The organism is Mesorhizobium sp. P2_E6 (assembly GCF_056403835.1).
In genome coordinates this window covers 657955-676595 of sequence record NZ_JBFUEQ010000001.1, presented here as the reverse complement: position 1 = coordinate 676595, position 18641 = coordinate 657955, and the positions used below count along the sequence as shown (strand labels likewise).

Annotated in this window: 16 protein-coding genes; 10 read left to right on the top strand and 6 right to left on the bottom strand. The window is 64.1% G+C overall.

Going from position 1 to position 18641, the window contains the following annotated elements; genetic code table 11:
• Positions 1-22: 22 nt before the first annotated feature.
• From AC1D08_RS03185 to AC1D08_RS03160, 6 genes are all read left to right on the top strand, one after another.
• The gene (locus AC1D08_RS03185) at positions 23-874 is read left to right on the top strand and encodes a glycosyltransferase family 25 protein (RefSeq protein ID WP_477422532.1); all 852 of its coding nucleotides are present in this window, start codon (positions 23-25) and stop codon (positions 872-874) included.
• A gap of 33 nt (positions 875-907) precedes the next feature.
• On the top strand, positions 908-3709 hold the full coding sequence (locus AC1D08_RS03180; RefSeq protein ID WP_457150048.1) for a [protein-PII] uridylyltransferase: 2802 nt from the start codon (positions 908-910) through the stop codon (positions 3707-3709).
• Positions 3710-3755: 46 nt separating this feature from the next.
• The gene (gene murJ, locus AC1D08_RS03175) at positions 3756-5363 is read left to right on the top strand and encodes a murein biosynthesis integral membrane protein MurJ (protein WP_457150047.1); all 1608 of its coding nucleotides are present in this window, start codon (positions 3756-3758) and stop codon (positions 5361-5363) included.
• 119 nt (positions 5364-5482) lie between these two features.
• A complete protein-coding gene (trpS, locus tag AC1D08_RS03170; protein WP_477422530.1) occupies positions 5483-6550 on the top strand; it encodes a tryptophan--tRNA ligase in 1068 nt (355 codons plus the stop codon).
• A gap of 104 nt (positions 6551-6654) precedes the next feature.
• Complete coding sequence (locus AC1D08_RS03165; protein ID WP_457150045.1) at positions 6655-7146, top strand: universal stress protein; 492 nt, start codon at positions 6655-6657, stop codon at positions 7144-7146.
• A 192-nt stretch (positions 7147-7338) separates the two neighbouring features.
• The gene (locus AC1D08_RS03160) at positions 7339-7908 is read left to right on the top strand and encodes a NifU family protein (RefSeq protein WP_095084295.1); all 570 of its coding nucleotides are present in this window, start codon (positions 7339-7341) and stop codon (positions 7906-7908) included.
• A 196-nt stretch (positions 7909-8104) separates the two neighbouring features.
• Here AC1D08_RS03160 and AC1D08_RS03155 read toward each other — a convergent pair whose 3' ends face one another.
• Positions 8105-8722, bottom strand: a complete 618-nt coding sequence (locus AC1D08_RS03155; RefSeq protein WP_095082750.1) for a L,D-transpeptidase — start codon at positions 8720-8722, stop codon at positions 8105-8107.
• A gap of 224 nt (positions 8723-8946) precedes the next feature.
• Between AC1D08_RS03155 and cueR the strand changes: the two genes are divergently transcribed.
• The 3 genes from cueR to AC1D08_RS03140 all read left to right on the top strand — a co-directional run bounded on the left by cueR (position 8947) and on the right by AC1D08_RS03140 (position 10221).
• Complete coding sequence (cueR, locus tag AC1D08_RS03150) at positions 8947-9369, top strand: Cu(I)-responsive transcriptional regulator (RefSeq protein WP_457150044.1); 423 nt, start codon at positions 8947-8949, stop codon at positions 9367-9369.
• A 99-nt stretch (positions 9370-9468) separates the two neighbouring features.
• Positions 9469-9846, top strand: a complete 378-nt coding sequence (locus AC1D08_RS03145) for a hypothetical protein (protein ID WP_457150043.1) — start codon at positions 9469-9471, stop codon at positions 9844-9846.
• Positions 9847-9900: 54 nt separating this feature from the next.
• Complete coding sequence (locus AC1D08_RS03140) at positions 9901-10221, top strand: hypothetical protein (RefSeq protein WP_457150042.1); 321 nt, start codon at positions 9901-9903, stop codon at positions 10219-10221.
• A gap of 213 nt (positions 10222-10434) precedes the next feature.
• Here AC1D08_RS03140 and AC1D08_RS03135 read toward each other — a convergent pair whose 3' ends face one another.
• On the bottom strand, positions 10435-11001 hold the full coding sequence (locus AC1D08_RS03135) for an NADPH-dependent FMN reductase (RefSeq protein WP_095082764.1): 567 nt from the start codon (positions 10999-11001) through the stop codon (positions 10435-10437).
• Between the two features lie 900 nt (positions 11002-11901).
• Between AC1D08_RS03135 and AC1D08_RS03130 the strand changes: the two genes are divergently transcribed.
• Entirely contained in the window at positions 11902-12402 is a 501-nt protein-coding gene (locus AC1D08_RS03130; protein WP_457150041.1) for an MmcB family DNA repair protein, read from the top strand.
• A 31-nt stretch (positions 12403-12433) separates the two neighbouring features.
• On the opposite strand, the gene nhaA is transcribed toward AC1D08_RS03130, so the two are convergent.
• The 4 genes from nhaA to hrpB form a co-directional block, all read right to left on the bottom strand.
• A complete protein-coding gene (gene nhaA / locus AC1D08_RS03125) occupies positions 12434-13630 on the bottom strand; it encodes a Na+/H+ antiporter NhaA (protein ID WP_457150040.1) in 1197 nt (398 codons plus the stop codon).
• Between the two features lie 314 nt (positions 13631-13944).
• On the bottom strand, positions 13945-14508 hold the full coding sequence (locus tag AC1D08_RS03120; RefSeq protein ID WP_095082767.1) for an ActR/PrrA/RegA family redox response regulator transcription factor: 564 nt from the start codon (positions 14506-14508) through the stop codon (positions 13945-13947).
• An 85-nt stretch (positions 14509-14593) separates the two neighbouring features.
• Entirely contained in the window at positions 14594-15919 is a 1326-nt protein-coding gene (locus AC1D08_RS03115; protein ID WP_457150039.1) for an ActS/PrrB/RegB family redox-sensitive histidine kinase, read from the bottom strand.
• A 124-nt stretch (positions 15920-16043) separates the two neighbouring features.
• Positions 16044-18617 carry an ATP-dependent helicase HrpB gene (hrpB, locus tag AC1D08_RS03110; RefSeq protein WP_477422528.1) on the bottom strand — a complete coding sequence of 858 codons (2574 nt, stop codon included), beginning with the start codon at positions 18615-18617 and terminating at the stop codon, positions 16044-16046.
• Positions 18618-18641 lie beyond the last annotated feature (24 nt).

The window sequence follows — 18641 nt, the reverse complement described above, 5'->3', positions numbered from 1 at the left end:
AAATGCACCGATTCCATTTCCAATGAAGTGCCTGGTCATAAACCTCGACCGGTCCCAGGACCGGCTCGCGCATATGACGTCGGAGTTTGCCCGCATCGGCATTGACTTTGAACGCGTCGCGGCGGTCGACGCCCAGGACCGATCCGACCTCCCGCAAACACCGATGCGGCTCAATCCGCTGACGCAGTTGCATTTGACCAACGCCGAGATCGCCTGTTTCCTCAGCCACAAGGCCTGCTGGGCAAAGATCGCCGATGGCGACGATGCCTACGGCGTCGTTTTTGAAGACGATGTCGTCTTTTCGGAAGATGCCGGCGCGATGCTTGCCGACGCCAGTTGGATCCCGGCTGATGCCGAGATCGTCAAGCTGGAGACATTCTTCAAGAAGACCCGGCTCGCATGGCGGCGCTCTCCGGCCGGGCACGGCTTTTCCACGTCCAGACTGCACGGATCTCACGTCGGCGCGGCCGGCTACATACTCTCGAGGCAGGCGGCGCGCGATCTCATCGACGGCACCGCGGAACTCAACAGTCCCGTCGACCAGATCATCTTCAATCCAAGATTCGCCCCCTCACCCGGCAAGGCGATCTATCAGCTGATTCCGGCCCTGTGCGCGCAGGAACGCTTCTTGCGGACCGCCGCACTGCCGAGCCTGCTTCTTGAGGAACGGCGGGACCAGTGGCTTGCCGGTGTCCAATCCGGGTCGCGCACGACCAAGACGCTGCCAATGAGAATCGGGGCTGAGGCCAGGAAATTGCTGAGCAGGATCGTCGACCTCTGCCTCCTGAAGCAGAGAAATAGGCTCATAGCGTTCTATCGCCACGGCGAACGTGTCCGTCCTGCCCATACCCACAACCGCGAAAAGGCGCTATAGACGCCGCCGAAAAGGCGAGGCCAACCGGTACCTATGGCGAAAATCTCCCTGAAGCTCGACGAACTGATCGACGGCGAAGCCTTGCGCCGCGAGATGACGGCGCTGACCGCTACCACGGCCGGAGACGGCTCCGGACAGGCCGCACGCAGCGGCGTGCTTCAGCTTCTCAAGGTGCGGTTGGCGGACGGACGCGCCATTGCCGAACGCATGCTGAGGGACGACGGCGGCGGCCGTGCCTGTGCGGCGCGGCTATCGCACCTCATGGACGAGATCATCCGGGCGCTTTACGATTTCGCCGTCACGCATGTCTACCGGGTCAAGAATCCGTCTTCGGCGGAGCGCATGGCCGTCGTCGCCGTCGGCGGCTATGGCCGTGGCACGCTGGCGCCTGGCTCCGACATCGACCTTCTGTTCCTGTTGCCCTACAAGCAGACGCCATGGGGCGAGCAGACCGTAGAGTACATGCTCTACATGCTGTGGGATCTCGGGCTGAAGGTTGGCCACGCCACCCGCAACATCGACGAATGCCTGCGCCTGTCGCGCACCGACGTCACCATCCGGACCTCGATCCTCGAGGCGCGTTTCCTGTGGGGCGAGCTCAAGCTCTATGACGAGCTGATGCTGCGCTTCGACCATGAGGTGGTGCGCACGACCGGCCCCGAATATGTCCAGGCCAAGCTTGCCGAACGCGACGACCGGCATGCCAAGGCCGGCGAAAGCCGCTATCTCGTCGAGCCCAACGTCAAGGACGGCAAGGGCGGCCTGCGCGACCTGCAGACGCTGTTCTGGATCGGCAAGTATTTCTACCGCGTGCGCACCGGCGAGGAACTGGTCGACAAGGGCGTCTTCACCGAGGGCGAATATCGCGAGTTCCAGAAGGCCGAGGATTTCCTGTGGGCGGTGCGCTGCCACATGCATTTCCTCACCGGCAAGGCCGAGGAGCGGCTGCATTTCGACATCCAGCGCGAGATCGCCGAGCGGCTCGGCTACACCAGCCATCCCGGCCTGTCGGCGGTCGAGCGCTTCATGAAGCACTACTTCCTCGTCGCCAAGGATGTCGGCGACCTGACCCGCATCTTCTGCGCCGCGCTCGAGGAAGAGCAGGCCAAGCACGTGCCGGGCTTCAACCGCATCTTCCTCACCTTCTCGCGGCGCAAGCGCAAGCTCGCCGGCACCTCCGACTTCATCGTCGACAACCACCGCATCAACATCGCCGACGACCAGGTGTTCGAGCGCGATCCGGTCAATCTCTTGCGGTTGTTCTGGTTCGCCGACAAGCACGGTCTGGAGTTCCACCCCGATGCGCTGAAGCTGCTGACCCGCTCGCTCGGCCTGGTCAACAAGTCGCTGCGGCGCGACGAGGAGGCCAACCGGCTGTTCCTCGACATCCTGACCTCGGACCGCAATGCCGAACTCAATCTGCGGCGCATGAACGAGGCCGGGCTGCTCGGCAAGCTGATCCCGGATTTCGGCAAGATCGTCGCCATGATGCAGTTCTCGATGTACCACCACTATACGGTGGACGAGCATCTGATCCGCTGCATCGGCGTGCTGGCCGAGATCGAGCGCGGCGACGGCGAGAAGGTCCATCCCCTCTCCCACACGCTGATGCCGGGCCTGAAGAAGAGCCGCGAGGCGCTCTATGTCGCCGTGCTGCTGCACGACATCGCCAAAGGCAGGCCGGAGGATCATTCCGAGGCCGGGGCCAGGATCGCCCGGCGCATCTGCCCGCATATGGGGCTGTCACCAGCCGATACCGAAACGGTGGCCTGGCTGGTCGAGAACCACCTCGTAATGTCGATGACGGCGCAGACCCGAGACCTCAACGACCGCAAGACCATCGAGGATTTCGCCGCGATCGTGCAATCGGTTGAGCGGCTGAAGCTGCTTTTGATCCTCACCGTCTGCGACATCAGGGGCGTCGGACCCGGTGTATGGAACGGCTGGAAGGGCCAGCTGCTGCGCACGCTCTATTACGAAACCGAACTGCTTTTGACCGGCGGCTTTTCGGAAGTGTCGCGCGCGCAGCGGACGGCGGCGGCGCGCGAGCGTCTGGCCGAGGCGCTCGCCAACTGGTCGGACAAGGCCCGCAAGCGCTATGTCGCCCTGCACTACGAGAATTACCTTTTGACCGTCGATCTCGCCGATCAGCTGCGCCATGCCGAGTTCATCCGCGAAGCGGACGCTTCGGGCAACAAGCTCGCCACCATGGTCAAGACCCACCAGTTCGAGGCGGTGACCGAAATCACCGTGCTGGCGCAGGACCATCCCCGCCTGCTCTCGGTCATCGCCGGGGCCTGCGCCGGAGCCGGCGGCAACATCGTCGACGCGCAGATCTTCACCACGTCGGACGGCCGCGCCCTGGACACCATCCTGATCTCAAGGGAATTCGACCGCGACGAGGACGAGCGCCGGCGTGCCGAGCGCGTCGGCCGGCTGATCGAGGACGTGCTGTCGGGCAAGAGCTGGCTGCCGGAGATGATCGAGAAGCGGACCAAGCCGCGGCGCGGCGCCAAGGTGTTCAAGATCCCGCCGCGCGCCGAAATTCGCAACGCACTGTCGAACCGTTTTTCGGTCATCGAGGTCGAGGGGCTGGATCGGCCGGGCCTGCTGTCGGAGATCACCGGAACGCTATCCGACCTGTCGCTCGACATCGCATCGGCCCACATCACCACCTTCGGCGAGAAGGTCATCGACACCTTCTACGTCACCGACCTCACCGGCCAGAAGATCGACAACCCGACCCGCATCGCCACCATCCGCAACCGGCTGATGGCAGCGCTTGAAGGCGTCGCGCCCGAGCGTGGCGGCAAGGCCAAGGCCGCCGCCGAGTGACAGCGACCATCACTTTGTCCCAATTCCGCAGGCAGTTCCCAAAAGCATGAGCCTCGTCAAGAAATTCGCAACGGTCGCTTCCGGCACGCTGATGAGCCGCGCGCTCGGCTTCGGGCGCGAGATGCTGATGGCGGCAGCGCTGGGCACTGGACCGGTCGCCGACGCCTTCAACGCCGCCTTCCAGTTTCCCAACACCTTTCGCCGGCTGTTCGCCGAGGGCGCCTTCAACGCCGCCTTCGTGCCGCTGTTCGCCAAGGAGATCGAGACGCACGGCACCGAGGGCGCAAAGCGCTTCTCGGAGGAGGTGTTCGGCGTCTTGTTCACGGCGCTGCTGGCGCTGACCATCGTCATGGAATTGTCGATGCCGCTGATCGTGCGCTACCTGGTGGCGCCAGGCTTTGCCGGCACGCCGGGAAAATTCGACACCACGGTGACGCTGGCGACGATCATGTTCCCCTACCTGATCTGCATGTCGCTGGGCGCCATGATGGCGGGCATGCTGAATTCGCTGCGCCGCTATTTCGCGGCGGCGGTGGCGCCGGTGTTCCTCAACATCATCCTGATCGGCGTGCTCGCCTATGCCTGGTACAAGGGCTCCGACGCGCTCACCGTCGGCTACGGGCTGTCCTGGGGCGTGCTGGCCGCCGGACTGGTGCAACTGGCGATCGTCTGGGTGGCGGTGCGCCATGCCGGCATCTCGATCGGCTTCCGCCGTCCGAAAATGACGCCCGCGGTCAAGCGGCTGCTGATCCTGGCGCTGCCGGCGGCGATCACCGGCGGCATCACCCAGATCAACCAGCTTATCGGCACGGCGATCGCCTCGGCGCAGAACAGTGCGGTGTCCTCGCTCGCCTATGCCGACCGCATCTACCAGTTGCCGCTCGGCGTGGTCGGCGTCGCGGTGGCGATCGTGCTGTTGCCCGAACTGTCGCGGGCGCTGAAGTCGGGCAACCTGATCGAAGCCGCCAATCTGCAGAACCGCTCGGTCGAGTTCACGCTGTTCCTCACCTTGCCGGCAGCCGCGGCACTGTGGGTGATGTCGGAGCCGATCGTGCGGCTGGTCTATGAGCGCGGCGCGTTCGCCGCCAACAACTCGACGCCGACGGTGGCGGCGATCCTGGCGATCTTCGGCCTCGGCCTGCCGGCCTTCGTGCTGATCAAGGCGTTCACCCCAGGCTATTTCGCCCGCGAGGACACCCGCACGCCGATGATGTTCGCCGCCATCTCGGTGGCGGTGAACGTCACCACGGCGCTGACGCTGTTTCCGGAAATGGGCGCGCCCGGCATCGCCGTCGCCTCGGCGGTCGCCGGCTGGGTCAACGCGCTGATGCTGCTCGGCGTCTTGATCAGGCGTGGCCATTGGGGCCGCGACGTTCCGTTGATGAAACGCATTCCGCGGCTGGTGCTGTCGGCGATCGTGATGGGGGCGGCACTTTATTTTGCCGAACACTGGTTCGCCGTCAGGCTCGGCCGGGGTGCGCCGCTGGTCGTCAAGGCGACGACGCTTCTGGCGCTCGTCGCCGGCGGGGCGCTGCTCTACTTCATCACCGCCTTCGCCACCGGCGGCGCCGATTTCGGCATGATCCGGCGCAACGTCAAGCGGGGATCGGGGAAAGCGACGCCACCGGCCCCAAAGACCGCCCCGGACGAGTAGGGCCGGATAACTCGACGGCAAAACCGGTCTTGATCGGATCGTCGTGTTCGTCCATAAGCGCGCCGTCGCAAGACTTTCGCCGCGCGCGAAACGGCCCTCCACAAGCCAAGGGAACAACCATGACCGCCTTCAAGCCACTCGTCTTTTCCGGCGTCCAGCCGACCGGCAATCTGCATCTCGGCAACTATCTCGGCGCCATCAAGAAATTCGTCGCCCTGCAGGAAACCTCCGACTGCATCTATTGCGTCGTCGACCTGCATTCGCTGACGGCACAGCTCGTCTATGACGACCTCGCCGACCAGACGCGGTCGATCACCGCGGCGTTCCTGGCCTCGGGCATCGACCCGAAGAAGCACATCGTCTTCAACCAGTCGCGGGTCATGCAGCATGCAGAACTCGCCTGGATCTTCAATTGCGTGGCGCGCATCGGCTGGATGAACCGCATGACGCAGTTCAAGGACAAGGCCGGCAAGGACCGCGAGAACGCTTCGCTGGGCCTGCTTGCCTATCCGAGCCTGATGGCTGCCGACATTCTGCTCTATCGCGCCACCCACGTTCCGGTGGGCGAGGACCAGAAACAGCACCTGGAGCTGACCCGCGACATCGCGCAGAAATTCAACAACGACTTTTCCGACCGCATCGCAGCCCTTGGCGTCGGCGTCGAGATGCAGGTCGGCGAGGAGACCGTCAACGGCTATTTCCCGCTGACCGAGCCGGTGATCGGCGGGCCGGCGGCGCGCATCATGTCACTGCGCGACGGCTCGAAGAAGATGTCGAAGTCGGATCCGTCGGACCTGTCGCGCATCAACCTGACCGACGATGCCGATGCGATCTCGAAGAAGATCCGGAAGGCCAAGACCGACCCGGAAGCGTTGCCGAGCGAGCTGGACGGTCTGGCCAGCCGGCCCGAGGCGGAAAACCTGGTCGGCATCTATGCTGGTCTTGCCGATATGTCGAAGGCAGACGTGCTGAAAGAGTTCGCCGGCCAGCAGTTTTCGGTGTTCAAGCCCGCGCTGGCCGACCTTGCGGTGGAGAAGCTGGCGCCGATCGCCAGCGAGATGCGCCGCATTTCCGATGACCGCGCCTATGTCGACGCGGTGCTGAGGGATGGCGGCGAGCGCGCCGGCGTGCTCGCAGAGGCAACGATGAAAACCGTGCGCGACATCATCGGGCTGCTGCAGGGCTGATCCCAACATCGGGTGCACTGCACCACACTGGCATAAGGCCGGCGGCTTGCCGCCGGTCTGCGGCAGTGGCAGATTGCGGCCGCAATGACACCGAGTACGTAGACATGGTCTCCAAACGCCTCAGCCGCGAAGCCGGCCATCGCCGCAAGTTCCTGGCGATCATCGACGACACGCCGGAATGCGAGCGCGCAGTCGCCTACGCCTCGAAGCGGGCGCAAAGTACCAACGGCATGCTGGTGCTGCTCTATGTGATCGAGCCGGACGATTTCCAGCACTGGCTGGGTGTCGAGAAGATCATGCGCGAGGAGGCCAACGCCAGGGCGCGCGCCGCGCTTGACGGTTATGCCAACAAGGTGCGCCAGAAGCTCGGCATGGAGCCGGAGATGGTGGTGCGCGAAGGCAAGCCGACCGAAGAGATCCACAAGCTGATCGAGGAAGACCAGGACATCGCCATCCTGGTGCTGGCCGCCGGCGCCGGCAAGGAAGGTCCCGGACCGCTGGTTGGCGCCGTGGCCGGCAAGGGTGCCGCCTTCCCGATCCCGGTGACCGTGGTGCCGCAAAACCTGTCGGACGAGGAGATCGACAGCCTCGCCTGAGATGTGCTGGTATTCAGGTGAGGCCGGCCTGCATACGGCCAGACCTGAATCGCACCTCAAAGCGCATCGCCGGTCGCAAAAACATTCCGCCAGCCAGCCGTTCCGGCGATGCGTTTCGCTTGAATGTCCAGCCAATAGAGCCTATTTAGAACTATTCCAAACTGGTTGCCCGAAATGGGCACGGAGACGGCCATGTTCATCCAGACCGAATCGACGCCAAATCCGGCGACGCTGAAATTCTTGCCCGGCAAGGAAGTGCTTCTGGAAGGCACCGCCGATTTCCGCGATGCCGACAGCGCCGCCACCGCGTCGCCGCTGGCTGGCCGGCTGTTCGAGATCCCCGGCGTTACCGGTGTTTTCTTCGGCTACGATTTCATCACCGTGACCAAGGACGGCCCCGACTGGCAGCATCTGAAGCCGGCGATTCTCGGCGCCATCATGGAGCATTTCATGTCCGGCGCGCCGGTCATGGTCAAAGCCGGCCCCGCCGCCGAGACCAGCCTGACGGGTGAGTTCTACGACAAGGCCGACGAGGAACTCGTCATCACCATCAAGGAACTGCTCGACACGCGGGTGCGCCCGGCGGTCGCCCAGGACGGCGGCGACATCACCTTCCGCGGCTTTGAGAACGGCACAGTGTTCCTGCACATGAAGGGCGCCTGCGCCGGCTGCCCGTCTTCGACGGCGACGCTCAAGCACGGCATCCAGAATCTTCTGCGCCACTTCGTGCCGGAAGTGCAGCAGGTCGAGCAGGTTTCCTGATTGTCCGCCGGACGCTTTGCCGGCAAAACAGATTCGATAAAACGCAAAAAACAGGCGCAAAAAACAAAAAACCGGACCGAATTGCCCGGTTTTCTGTTTGGGACGTCCGTTGTTGCCTAGACGGTCCGCGCATGAATGGCGTCTGTATCTGACCATAATTTTGCCGAAAACCGGTACCGGTTTTCGGGATCATGGCCTAAAGAACAATGACCTTGGCGCCCACCGAGGTGCGGTCGTAAAGGTCGATAATGTCCTGGTTCATCAGGCGGATGCAGCCTGACGACATTGCCTTGCCGATCGAATTCCACTCCGGGCTGCCATGCAGGCGATAGCCCATGTCGCCGCCCTTGTTGAACAGATACATGGCGCGGGCGCCGAGCGGGTTCTTCAGGCCAGGCTCCATGCCGCCGGCAAACTTGGCCAGTTCCGGCTGGCGGTGGATCATCTGAGAAGGCGGCGTCCAGGTCGGCCATTCGCGCTTCAGCGCGATGTGGGCGGTGCCGTGCCATTCGAAGCCTTCGCGACCCACGCCGATGCCGTAGCGCATCGCCAGGCCATCACCCTCGACGAAGTAGAGGAACTTGTTCTGCGTATCGACGATGATGGTGCCCGGCTTTTCCTTGGTGTCGTAGTCCACCTCCTGCCGATGATACCTCATCGGCACCTTCTCGATCGGGATGCGCGGCAGCTGGTAACCGGCGTCGGTGACCGCACCGTAGTCATTGGAGAAAATCCGCATGCCGATGCTGCTGCAACCGGCGATAGCAGTGGAAAGCGCCAATGCGGCGACGATTGCAAACGACTTCATGCGCATAAGATGATCCGGTGCCCCGCCCCAACGTCAGCAGCACGAGTCGGCCGCTTCACGATCATTCATGCTGGCATTTTCTTTGCTTGCCAAGCACCCGATGCCTATATGCAGGGGCTTACGTGCTGGTAGGCGCATTACTATGGCATTTCGGCAACAGGCCTCACAGGATTGTGAAGCAAAATCAATGGCCCCGTCCGTAAGCCCCTTAAAAATCAAGGAAAATCGTCATGAATGTCGGTGACGCCGCCCACCATTCAGGCCTGCCGGCCAAAACCATCCGCTACTATGAAGAGATCGGCCTGATCGCCCCTGCACGCGCCGCCAACGGCTACCGCGACTATTCCGGTGACGACATCCACCGGCTGGCCTTTCTGCGCCGCGCGCGCAACCTCGGCTTTTCCATCGACGATTGCCGCCAGTTGATGGCGCTCTACAAGGATCGGAGCCGTGCCAGCCACGACGTGCGCGAGATCGCCGCCGCCCATGTCAGGGCGATCGAGGAAAAGGTGCGCGAATTGCAGTCGATGCGTTCGACCCTGCAGACGCTGATCCACGCCTGCCATGGCGACGACCGGCCGGACTGCCCGATCCTGGACGATATGGCCGGGGCTGCGCTGCCCAGCGGCAAGGATGCTTCGACGGCCGCATAGGCGCCACGCGTCCAACGGGAGCATCATTTGGAAACCAGTAGGATTTGCCGTAATATTAACCGGGGCTAATGCACATCTGCTTGGTCGGAAGGGACCTGAGTGGGGAAGTTCCTGGCAGGCCTGGTGGCCGCGGCGCTGGTCGCGTCGGCAGGACGATGCTGGTCCAAGGACAAACAGCCTTACAAGCCGATCTTCGAAGAAAAAGTAAGAATGGCCAGCGCCCTGCGGTATTCCGACATCCTGAGCCAGGAATGCATGCACGGGCGGCGGTATCCGCGGAACAAGATCAAGAACGGCTTCAAAAGGCACTACCAGGAAATGTGCCTGCAGTTGGTCGCGGAAGGATACACCATCGTGCCAGATGTCACCGGGAACAACTCACCCCAGGCACTGTCCGAGATGGAATTCGACGCCAAACGGCGGCGTGGGATCGCGCCCCAATTCGGCTGTTTTCGAGCATACTGGCTGGATGATTGAAGCCTGCTTCTCAATTGGCCCACAGAGTCGGCCTGTCAGTCGTCCGAGCGCGCCATGCTGGTGCGGCGCGGCGTGCAACGGCTTTTGATGGAGACGGGCGGCTGGGCATTCCCAAGATCGCTCCGGCCATCCGGCGTATCAAGTCGGTTCGCGCGGACGATCTCTTTGTTTTTCGAGGAACTGATTGGCGTGTTCCGCCCAATCGTCCGCTGTGATCTTATGTTCCTGAACAGACTTTCCGAAGGCCTCGCGCAGAGCGTCAAGGTCGAAGGCCCACAGCTGTTCGCCTTCGTTGCTGTTCGATGTCGCGTCACCCGTCCCCATGGAACCGACGATAAGCTCCACAAGTTCAGGCTTTCAAGGACCGATGCCTGACTTCTTTTGGGTGCATCCGGGTTAGATCATAAGATCGGCGTCTCGCTAATTGGACGCCCCCTTGCTTAGCGGTTGTGCTTCATACCAGCGGGCCAACCAATCCAGAACGTCCATCCAGATAAGCTACCGGACCGGTATCGGCATGGAAAGGAGGGCATTCTCCAATCTATGTATTCCCAGCCTGGGGCCTCCAGCCGCGCGGTGTCCTGTGACCTATGTGGCCAGGGCGGTATAGACCCGAGTGATGAAGCCGTGGAATTGCAGCATGTAGTCGCGCAGGAACTCCTCGGTCCCGGCGTCGGTGACCTCGCCTTCATCGGTGATCAGGCCGGGTTTGAACTGGATGTAAGCCTCGATCGAGTTCATCTGCGGGGAGTTGCAGAAGCCAAGAACGCCGCGAAGGCTTTGCTGCGCCAGCGCGGTGCCGATCGAACCCGGCGAGGTGCCGATGACCGCCGATGGCTTTCGGGTGAACGAGTTATGGCCGTAGGGTCGGCTCGCCCAGTCGATCGCGTTCTTGAGCCCACCTGGGATTGAGCGGTTGTATTCGGGCGTGACGAACAACACGGCTTCGATCCCGGCGAGCGCTTCCTTGAATGCCTTTGCCGGCGGAGGGAAATCAGCGTCGTAGTCGTAGCTGTACAGCGGCAGGTCCTTGAACGGGATTTCGGCCATCGAGAGTTCGGCCGGCGCCAAGTTCACGAGCGCCTTGGCCAGCTTCCGGTTGATTGAGCCTTTGGCGAGGCTGCCAATGAGATAACCGACTTTGTACGCGGTCATGGGAATGCCTCCTCGGGAAAAGGCCAGTATGCGGCTGGCAGCGCAGTCCTGAAGGGTACACCCCAAGGCCGATCAATGCACGCGTATCGTGGGCAGCGACGGCCCTACGGCTGGGCAGGGCGTGTCTGGGACTTCAGTCTTAGTTGAGATATCGCTAATGTGCCTATAGCTTGGGCAGTGCGGGGGACGATCCCAAAAGCCTGATCCCGCAGTGGCCGGTGCGGCCTACCCCAACACCAAGCACCCCGACCGTACCGGCCACTCCCATAGGGCCGGGCGAATTGGCTAGGCCGACATTCATTGTAGCGCCTCTACCAACGAAGCACCTGAAGACCTTCTATCGGCCTTTCTCGATTGAACTCGTGCCCTTGGGCACGAAGAAACACCGCCATCTGTATCTCTGGTAGGCCTCGAACTTCATATGGGGAATGATCGTTCGATAGAACGTCATTAAATGCTCACAGAGATGGTAGCGGTCATCGGGGGAGGCTTGTGCACGCTCTCTAGGGATAAACCACTCCGGCTCTTGTGGCTCATTCATGTATGCGGGGCGAGGCGACCTGACGTAATAGCCGTCTTTCGTCTCCCTGACCTCGCGAGGGTCTATCGGGTGGCAATCTTTGTTGCCGCAGCAATCAGATTGCATAACCGGGTCTTTTTTGCCGGTGTACCAATCATGGGCGTCCGCGTCGCCAGATAAGACCAGCCACGCCAGCGCGATCCAACCTCGTGGCTGTCGCATGACATCCCCTCGCATTTCAGGATAACAATATATTAGCGATGGCTAATTGTCAGCCTAGGACCTCATGCCATCGGGTCGAAGCACCGGGTCTGTCAAATATATAATCGCCCCCATAAAACAGGTTCAAACCGTGAACAAAATCTGGCATGGTGCCGCCCATGCCAATCATTTCGCCGATTCTGCAAAACCCGCTTATCGACGGCCGCCAGTCTGAACGCGCCATGCTGGTGCGGCGCGGCGTGCAGCGGCTTTTGATGGAGATGGGCGCGCATGTGCTGCCCGAACTGTCGCTGGCCACCGGCCGCCGTGCCGACCTCGTCGCGTTGACGCGGCAGGGCGACATCTGGATCATCGAGATCAAGTCCTCGATCGAGGATTTCCGGGTCGACCGCAAATGGCCGGACTACCGGCTGCACTCCGACCGCTTCTTCTTCGCCACCCATCCCGGCGTGCCCTCGGAGATCTTTCCCGAGGAGTGCGGCTTCATCCTCTCCGACGGCTACGGCGCCGAAATCCTGCGCGATGCGCCGGAGCACCGCATGGCGGCGGCAACGCGCAAGGCGCTGATGCTGCGGATCGCGCGAGCCGGCGCCTCGCGGCTGCTGGCGGCCGAGCTTGCCGGTGTATCGGTCCCGGTGCTGGAGGGGGAGAGCGAGTAGTTCGCAGAACCCGGCAACTGCGGGGCCAGCCCTACTCTTCGCTCTCGTCCACCCCACTAGAAGCCGGCGCCATCAACAACACGGCGGCGCCGAGGATGGCGGCGATGAAGGAGCCGGCGAGGATGCCAACCTTGACCGCGTCCTGGAGCGCCGCGTCGCTGGCGAAGGCAAGCAGGCCGATGAACAGGCTCATGGTGAAGCCGATGCCGCACAGCAGCGAGATGCCGATCAAATGCACCCAGCCGGCATGAGCCGGCAGGTCTGCAAGACCGAAGCGGATGGCAAGTGCCGAGGAGCCGAAGACGCCGACCAGCTTGCCGACGACAAGACCGGCGGCGACGCCGAGCGTCAGCGGCTCGACCAGCGCGCCAAAACTCAGGCCGGCGAGCGAAACGCCGGCATTGGCAAAGCCGAAGATCGGGATGACGACAAAGGGCACGATCCTGTGCAGGCCGTGCTCGAGCCGGTGCAGCGGCGAATGGTCGAGATCGTGACGAATCCCGGCGGAGCGTTCGAGCGGAATGGTCAACGCCAGCGCCACGCCCGCAAGCGTGGCATGGACGCCGGATTTCAGCACCAGCACCCACAGAACGGCGCCGAGCACGAGATAGGGCAGCAGCGTCATCACCCGCATGCGGTTGAGCACGACGAGCACGGCGATGACGGCGAAGGCGGCACCAAGATAAGCGAGCGACAGCCCGCTGGTGTAGAAGATGGCGATGATGATGACGGCGCCGAGATCATCGATGATGGCAAGCGCGGTGAGGAAGACTTTCAGCGAGGCCGGCACACGGCTGCCAAGCAGCGACAGGACGCCGAGCGCGAAGGCGATGTCGGTGGCGGTCGGGATCGCCCAGCCGGACAGGGCCGCCGCGTTGTTGCGGTTGATCACGACGTAGACGAGTGCTGGAACCACCATGCCGCCGGCTGCGGCGATGCCGGGCAGGACGCGGCGTGGCCAGGTCGAGAGCTGGCCGTCCAGCACCTCGCGCTTGATCTCCAGCCCGACAAGCAGGAAGAACACCGCCATCAGCCCGTCATTGACCCAGTGCGAGATGCTGAGCGGGCCGAGATAGGCGTGGAGAGCGGAGAAATAGGTTTCGGAGAGCGGCGAGTTGGCAACGATCAGGGCCAGTGCGGCCGCCGCCATCAGGACGATGCCGCCGGCCGCCTCGCTATCGAGAAATTCGCGGAAGACGGAAACCGGCCGCTGCTTCAAGTCCTGCATGTCGCCTCCGTCGTGCCGCCTATTGGCCGGCGTCATCTTCGGAGCGCTGGCGCCGCCCCTCACCTGCCTGCCGGCATCCTCTCCCCGTATAGTGACGGGGAGAGGGACGCTGTCATCAATGGATTCGCCAATTTATCAGCGTTGCAAGAAAGGCACCGGCTTTGCGGCCGGCCCCTTTCTCCCCGTCACTATACGGGGAGAAATGCCCGGAAGGGCAACGAGGGGCGGGGCTTGCTTCGACAATTGGTGGTCTCGGCCACGAGTTGGAAACCGTCATTGATCCGAAGCCATTTGCCCCGCGTATTGCGGCAATCTTAACGCGGTGCGCGCTTGGCCAGGATCCGCTGCAAGGTGCGGCGATGCATGTTGAGCCGGCGCGCGGTCTCGGAGACGTTGCGCTCGCACATCTCATAGACGCGCTGGATATGCTCCCAGCGGACGCGATCGGCCGACATCGGGTTTTCCGGAGGCGCTGCCCGCTCCCCCGCCGTGCGGGTGAGCGCGGCGAAGATGTCGTCGGCGTCGGCAGGCTTGGAGAGATAATCGACGGCGCCGAGCTTCACCGCGGTCACCGCGGTGGCGATGTTGCCGTAGCCGGTCAGAATGATGGTGCGGGAATCGTCGCGTTTCTCACGGATGGCGGCAACCACGTCGAGACCGTTGCCGTCGCCGAGCCGCATGTCGACCACGGCATAGGCCGGCGGGTTGGCGCGCGCCTTGCCGACCGCCTCCTCGACGCTCTCGGCCGTCTCGACCACGAAGCCCCTGGTTTCCATGGCGCGAGCCAGTCGCGTGAGGAACGGCTTGTCGTCATCGACGATGAGCAGCGAGGTATCCTCGCCTTCCACCATTGCGCCAATGTTTTCGTCGCCTGTCATGGTCTCAAAATTCCTGCTGCCTTAATTCCACGCAGATATAGTTCCTGAGCCTGATTGTCCAATTTTTCGAGCCCTTGCAAGGCTCTCAGGCGGTGTCGAACATGCTGGCCGAGGTGATTTCCGGATTGAGGAACACGCCACGCGGCCACGATATCTGTACCACGGCGCCCTCGCCCAGGCCGCTCGAATTGCGGAAATCAAGTGTCGCACCGGAGCGTTCGAGCAGCGTCTTGGCGATGAACAGGCCCAGCCCCAGGCCACCGCCGGCTTCCGTGCCCTGGCGCGTCGACATGTAGGGCTCGCCTATACGGTCGATGATCTCGGCCGGAAAGCCCGGCCCGTCGTCGATGATCGAGAAGGCCACAGTGGTGTCGTCCCAGCTCCAGCTCACGGTGACGCTCTTGCGGGCGAAATCGACGGCGTTCTCGACCAGATTGCCAAGGCCGTAGATGACGCCCGGATTGCGGCGCCCGACCGGCTCTGGCCCGATGCGCTCGCCGGGCCGAAGCTTGATCGAGATGCCGAAGTCGCGGTGCGGGGCGGTGACCTCCTCGACCAGCGAGGTCAGTGGCAGCCGGGAAAGATGCGCCTCGCCCTCGGACGACAGACTGGTCAGGCGCTTGAGGATCTCGCGGCAGCGCTCGCTCTGTGAGCGCAGCAGCTTGACGTCCTCGCCGTATTTGGGATCGTTGCCGAGCGCCTTTTCCATCTCCTTGACGACAAGGGTGATGGTGGCGAGCGGCGTGCCAAGCTCGTGCGCGGCGGCCGCCGCCAGCCCGTCGAGCGCCGACAGGTGCTGCTCGCGCTGCAGCACCAGTTCGGTGGCGGCAAGCGCATTGGCCAGAAGCCGCGCTTCGGCAGCCACCCGGAAAGCATATATGGCGGTGAAGGCGATCGAGGACAGCACCGCCATCCAGATGCCGGCGACGTAGATGAAGGGCATCTCCAACGGCGCGCCTTCATGCCAGGGCAGCGGCAGATGGACGAAGACCAGCAAGGTCGCCGCCGTCATCACCAGTCCGCCGAGGATTGCGGTCAGGCGCAGGGGCAGCGAGGTGGCCGAAATGACGACGGGCACGGTCATCAGCAGCGAGAACGGGTTGGTAAGGCCACCTGTCATGTAAAGCAGGCCGGCAAGCTGCAGGCTGTCGAAGATGAGGATGCCAAAGGCAGCGAGCGGGGTCAGCCGGTGCGCCGCCGGAAAGCGAAAGGCGAGAAACAGGTTCATCCAGGCCGAACAGGCGATCAGGGCGAAGCAGAGGCTGACCGGCAGCGGAAACTTCAGGCCATAGGCGACGACGAGCACCGTCACGCTCTGACCGACGATGGCAAGCCAGCGCAGCCTGATCAGCGTGTTGAGGCGCAGTCTCTGGCTCTGCTGGAAATCGGGCGAACGCAAAACGTTGATCATGGTGATGGATTACAGCCGCGGGACGGTGAACGCTAGGTACCGCACCAATCCGAGGAGCCGGATTGGTGCTCTACTTCTTGTTTGAGCATGATCTTTTCCAAAAACCGGCTCCCACCTTTTGGGATCATGCTCTGGGCTTGGCGCGGGCGGTAGCGGCCGCGAGCAGCGGATTTTCCGGCCAGACATGCTTGGGATAGCGGCCGCGCATGTCGGCGCGCACATCGGCCCAGGAGCCGCGCCAGAAGCCGGGCAGGTCGCGCGTCGTCTGGATCGGCCGGTGCGCCGGCGACAGGAGCTCGAGCGTCAGCGGCACCGTGCCATTGGCGATGGCAGGATGGCGGTCGAGGCCGAACAGCTCCTGCACGCGCACAGCCAGCACGGGCCATTCGCCGTCATAGCGGATCGGTACATGGCTGCCGGACGGGGCGTCGAAATGGGTTGGAGCCAGCGCTTCGATCCTGCGCTGCAAGTCATGCGGCACGAGAGTGGCCAGCCCCGCCGCGACGACGCCGGGATCGATGGCGGCAAAGGAGGCCGCGCCGGACAGGAACGGCAGCAGCCAGTCGTCGAGGCTCTCGATGAGGGGGGCATCCGACATGTCCGGCCACGGCGCTCCGAGGCCACGATGCAGCCAGGAGAGTCGCTGGCGCAGCGTTTGCGCCTCCTTGCCCCAGGTCAGCAGCGACAGCCCATGCTCGCGCAAGGCGTCAAGGATGGCGCGATCGGCGTCAGCGCCGGTTGGCGGCGGCAGCATGCGCTCGGAAAGCGTGATGGCGCCAAGGCGCATGGTCTCGCGCACACGCACGGCGCGCTTGTCACGGTCGAAGCTGGTTTGCCTGCGTGTTTCGATCCTGTCGGCAAGTGCTGCGCGGACGTCGCCCTCTCCGATTGCCGCCGCCGCCGTGATGCGCGCATTCTGCGCCTTGCCCTGCAGGTCGGCGACGACAAGAAACGGTTCGCCCGCCAGCGCGTCGGCAGCGTCGAGCATGGCGCCGGAACCGTTGGCCAACACGAAACGGCCGCGCTCGCCGCGCGCCTTGGCGACGCGATCGGGCCAAGCGTGGATCACAAGCGTACCGGCACCACCCTCCCCCTTGTGGGGAGGGTCGGCGAGCGCGCCTTGCGCAGTAAGGCGCGGGAGACGGGGTGGGGGTGCCGCGCTCGGCCCACCCCCACCCCGCTCCGCTTCGCGGATCGACCCTCCCCACAAGGGGGAGGGTGAAGAGGCCTGTCTCGCCAGCCGCTCGGCAAGCTGGCGCGCCGCCGTTGCACGCGGCGATCGCTCGGAGCGAAAGCGCATCAACCGTCGCTCCAGATCGGCGCCGTCGCCACCAAGTCCGCGTTCCGTCAGCAGCACGGCAAGCATGGCCGCCTCGTCGGCATGGCCGCTCCTGGCGGCCTCGGCGACCATATGCGCGAGCCGAACCGGCAGTGCGAGCTTGCGCATCGCCATGCCCGCTTCCGTCAGGCGCCCGGTCTCGTCGACGGCATCGAGCGCGCGCAGCAGCAGCCTTGCCTCGTTGAGCGCTGGAGCGGGCGGCGGATCGAGGAAGGCGAGGCTGATGGGATCGGCGACGCCGAAGGCGGCGCAGTCGAGCAACAGGCTGGAAAGGTCGGCCTCGAGGATTTCCGATGGCGTGAAGGCGGGGAGCGCCGCGGTCTGCTCGGCCCGCCACAGCCGCATGGCGACGCCTGGCTGCGTGCGCCCGGCACGGCCGGCGCGCTGGTCGGCGGACGCCTTGCTGACGCGCACGGTTTCCAGCCGGGTGAGGCCGCTGGCCGGCTCGTAGCGTGGCAGCCGCGACAGGCCGGAATCGATGACGACGCGCACGCCGTCGATGGTGATGGAGGTTTCGGCGATAGAGGTGGCCAGCACCACCTTGCGGCGGCCGGCAGGCGCCGGCTTGATCGCAGCGTCCTGCGCCTTGCCGTCGAGCATGCCGTAGAGCGGCACGATATCGGTGTCGGCGCCAACCTTGCCGGCAAGCCGCTCGGCGGTGCGCTCGATCTCGCGTTGGCCGGGGAGGAAGGCGAGCACGCTGCCAATTTCGTTGGCAAGCGCGGAACGGATCGCCTTGGCCATGGCGTCCTCGATGGTGATGCCGGCCGGACGCTCGTCGTAGCGGATGTCGACGGGGAAGGCGCGCCCCTCGCTCTCGATCACCGATGCGTCGGACAGCAGCTTCGCGACGCGGGCGCCGTCGAGCGTCGCCGACATCACCAGCACCCGCAGATCCGGCCGCAGCGCGCCTTGCACGTCGAGCGCCAGCGCCAGACCGAAATCGCCATCGAGCGAACGCTCGTGGAATTCGTCGAAGATCACCGCCGAGACTCCGGGCAGTTCGGGGTCATCGAGGACCATACGCGCCAGCACGCCTTCGGTGACGACCAGTATCCTGGTCTTGGCCGAGGTGCGGTTCTCCATGCGCATGGCGTAGCCGACGGTGGCGCCGGGCTCCTCGCCGAGCAATTCGGCCATGCGGCGGGCGGCGGCGCGGGCCGCGAGCCGGCGCGGTTCGAGCAGAACGATCTTGCCGGCCCCCAGCCAGGACGCACCGAGCAGCGCCAGCGGCACCAGCGTCGTCTTGCCGGCGCCGGGCGGCGCCACCAGCACGGCGCTGTTGCGTTCGGCCAGCGCTTCACTCAGCGCCGGCAGCACGGCGGATACGGGAAGCTCCGGCAAGGGTTTTGTCGTCATCGCGTCCGCATATCAGCGGTCGCG